This window comes from uncultured Marinobacter sp. (genome assembly GCF_963974375.1).
Lineage (GTDB): Bacteria > Pseudomonadota > Gammaproteobacteria > Pseudomonadales > Oleiphilaceae > Marinobacter.
On sequence record NZ_CAXBDN010000369.1, the window covers coordinates 1 to 3104 of the forward strand.

Consider the following 3104-nt stretch of genomic DNA (forward strand, 5'->3'; position numbering starts at 1 on the left):
CGTTCCCAACGGTTTATCCGTCGAAGCCCTAAGTTGCGCCTGCGCGCCCGCTTCAAACCCGGTCAGTGGCGAACGCCGGGTGTCCACCTCATTGCTGTAAACCCAGAGGTGACCGCTTCGGAGCCGGCGTTCAGCTCCTTTGCGGAGATAAAGCAGGGGAAAATCCATAATCTGGTACCTGAAACAGCGTGGGTGGGTGGCGACGACTGACGGCGAAACAATCGTCGCGGGGATCAAAACTCCGGAGAACCGCGGTAGTTACTGCTCCGCCAGCAACTCACCATAGCCAGCGGCATCCAGCAGGCTGTCCAGTTCGCCTGGATCGGCCAGCCGCACTTTGAACAGCCAGCCCTCGCCGTAAGGGTCCTCATTGACAGTTTCCGGCTCGTCCTCGAGGCGCTCGTTGATCGCCAGCACCTCGCCAGTAACCGGGCTGAATACGTCGGAGGCGGATTTCACCGATTCCGCAACACCGGCTTCCTCACCGCCGTTCACAGTTTCGCCGACCTCTGGCAAACCGATGTAGACCACGTCGCCCAACTGCTCCTGGGCAAAATCCGTGATACCGACCACGCCGGTGCCATCATCGGCGACACGCACCCACTGGTGAGTGTCGATGTATTTCAGATCTGGGGGAACGTCGCTCATCGCTCTGGTGTCCTGGTGGAAATTTCCCGAAGTTTACCGGAAATTGCCACCAAACAGGAACGTCAGAATTGCCGGCAGCACGGTTGTGAAATTCTGAAACCGATGATCACCACCAGGCTGGATCCAGGCCGGGCTTCCGCGATGCTTGCCGAGTACATCTCTGAAATCGAGGGTTTCGTCACCGGTCTGCACCAGAATGAACAAACGCTCCGGACGAGCGGGAGGCTCAGGCTCAAGCGTCTTCAGCCGCAGGATGTGGGATTCGTTCAGCTCGTACCGCTCGCCGGTGTAAGGATTGTGCTGCGGACCGAGATGATCCACCAACAGCTGATAGGGATAGGCTGCAGGATTAACCAGAGCAGCCGGAAGGTCGTACTGCTGGCTCAGCACCGAGGCGTAGAATCCGCCCAGGGAGCTGCCGATCAGGCCTACCGACTGGCCGGCTTCCAGCAATGGCCGGATCACGTCCCCGGCCCTCGCAAGTGCCACATCCGGATCAAAACCCAGCTCGGGCACCTGCAGATCAACATCACCCAGACCCAGCTCTTTTGTCAGCCCGGGCAGCACAGATTTAATTTCAGTCACTTTTCTGGACTGCGGCGAACTGTTGAAACCATGCAGGTAGACCAGCGTATGGAGGGCTTGCGGTTGCCTCATGGCGACGTTCACTCTTTCGTTGAAAGCTACAAATGCATCAGTAGCCGGTGCTATTAACGTCAAGATCGAAGGTAAAATCCAGGGCTCGCCGCACACCTGTTTCCAGCCGCCCATCGGGATGCAGGTCCAGCCAGCGGTAACCAGGAGCTTTCTCTTCAACAGCGAACTCCCTCGAACCTGACGTGAACTGGATACAGGTTGACGGCGTTGCCAGCAGGCGAACGTCACCCCGGTAGCAATCCAGCTCCTGGTGGATATGCCCCCACAGCACCACCCTCACCTGGGCATGCCGGTCAATCATCTGCCAGAAGGCGTCGCGGTTGTGCAACCCGATATCTTCCATCCAGCCTGAACCGACCGTAACAGGATGATGGTGCAGCGACACCATGGCCGGCGTGTCCGGATGTTCTGCCAGACACTGATCCAGAAACGCAAGCTCATGGCCGGCCAGATAGCCATGGACCTTTTTGTGCACCGATGAATCCAGCATGACAATCTGCCAGCCGCCCAGCAGAATCTGCCGGTGATCGGCATTGTGCTGACCTGCCACAGACTGGAGCAGAGCGCTGTCATCGTGATTGCCGGCTACCCAGGCACTGGGACACGAAAAGCCGCCCAGCCTGGCAGCGAACGCCTGATACGCCGTTTCAGATGCATCCTGGGCCAGGTCACCGGTGGCAAGAATGAAATCGGGCGCCCTGGGATCCGCCTGCGCATGGGCTATCACGGCATCAAGGCTATCCCGGGTTTTTACGCCCAGCAGGGCGCCATCGGGATCCGCCATCAGGTGAGGATCCGTAATCTGAAGCACTCTCACGGGTGCCGGCCTTCCGTTGTTAACCTGCAACATAAAATACCCGGTTGAAAACAGTCTGAACGCTTACCGCTGGAAAAATAGTAGTCCCATTTTACCTGCCCGGCTCCAACACTGGTCACAAGTCGGATGAAATATAATCACTGGTTTAACAAAAGATTACACAAAATGGACTGAAAGGATCGGCTGACCGGTATCCCAGGCACTCTATCCTTCGACGCCATCACTTTTACGCCAGAAGGCAGACACACCCGGGGCGTGGCCGAAACGCAGACAGAAATCGAGCCAGTCCGCCACAAAGCTGTTCATCTGGACCTTTTCATCCGGGTGATGCATGAACCGGTTCGGATAATCGTTTACGGCGGCGATTTGCCGGTTACCGTAAAAGCTGATGATCTCCGCCAGGCTGGCATCGTGGTACACCCTGACCGTCAGTTCGGGATTGTTCAGCCAGCGTCCATTATTGTGGGTCTGCTCCAGCAGCAGGGTTTCGGTGTACCGGGTCTGCTGCAGTACCGAGATTCGGACCCTGCCCAGATACTGCGATTCCCGGTGCAGTTCGAACTCAATGCCGGCATCCGGCTGTGCACTTAACTTGCGTAGCCGCAGCAGGCGCTGATAATTCCCCTCACACAAGGCTCCCAACCTTTGCAGATCGGGTACGTAACGTTTCCGGCGAAGCGTCGTAGCTGACATATCAGTGCCAGCGCTCGCGCAACGGGATGCGGTTCAGTTGCAGCCACTGTATCGCCATGATGGCGGCCGCATTGTTGATTCGTCCGTCCGCAATCATGGCAACGGCCTCTTCCACGGTGACCACATGAACGCGAATGTCCTCGTGTTCATCTTCAATTCCGTGCAGGCCCCCGGCGGTCCCGGTACTGGTCTGACCGCAATAGAGATGGACCAGCTCTGTGGTGCCTCCCGGAGACACCAGGTAGTCACAGATGTGTTCCAGTCGACGGAACTCCAGCCCCGCCTCTTC

Annotated in this window: 4 protein-coding genes and 2 pseudogenes; all 6 read right to left on the bottom strand. The window is 57.8% G+C overall.

What is annotated here, in order from left to right; genetic code table 11:
- Positions 1-168, bottom strand: a pseudogene (locus AAC035_RS20160) (RlmI/RlmK family 23S rRNA methyltransferase); the annotation flags it as partial.
- A 90-nt stretch (positions 169-258) separates the two neighbouring features.
- Positions 259-648, bottom strand: a complete 390-nt coding sequence (gcvH, locus tag AAC035_RS20165; protein WP_339806903.1) for a glycine cleavage system protein GcvH — start codon at positions 646-648, stop codon at positions 259-261.
- 33 nt (positions 649-681) lie between these two features.
- A complete protein-coding gene (locus tag AAC035_RS20170; protein WP_339806904.1) occupies positions 682-1419 on the bottom strand; it encodes a YqiA/YcfP family alpha/beta fold hydrolase in 738 nt (245 codons plus the stop codon).
- Entirely contained in the window at positions 1343-2155 is an 813-nt protein-coding gene (gene cpdA, locus AAC035_RS20175; protein WP_339806905.1) for a 3',5'-cyclic-AMP phosphodiesterase, read from the bottom strand. The genes AAC035_RS20170 and cpdA overlap by 77 nt, the downstream gene beginning before the upstream one ends.
- Positions 2156-2326: 171 nt before the next feature.
- Positions 2327-2815 (bottom strand): DUF1249 domain-containing protein, encoded by a 489-nt coding sequence (locus AAC035_RS20180; protein ID WP_339806906.1) that lies wholly within the window; start codon positions 2813-2815, stop codon positions 2327-2329.
- Position 2816: 1 nt separating this feature from the next.
- Positions 2817-3104: pseudogene (locus tag AAC035_RS20185) on the bottom strand (ADP-ribose diphosphatase); the annotation flags it as partial.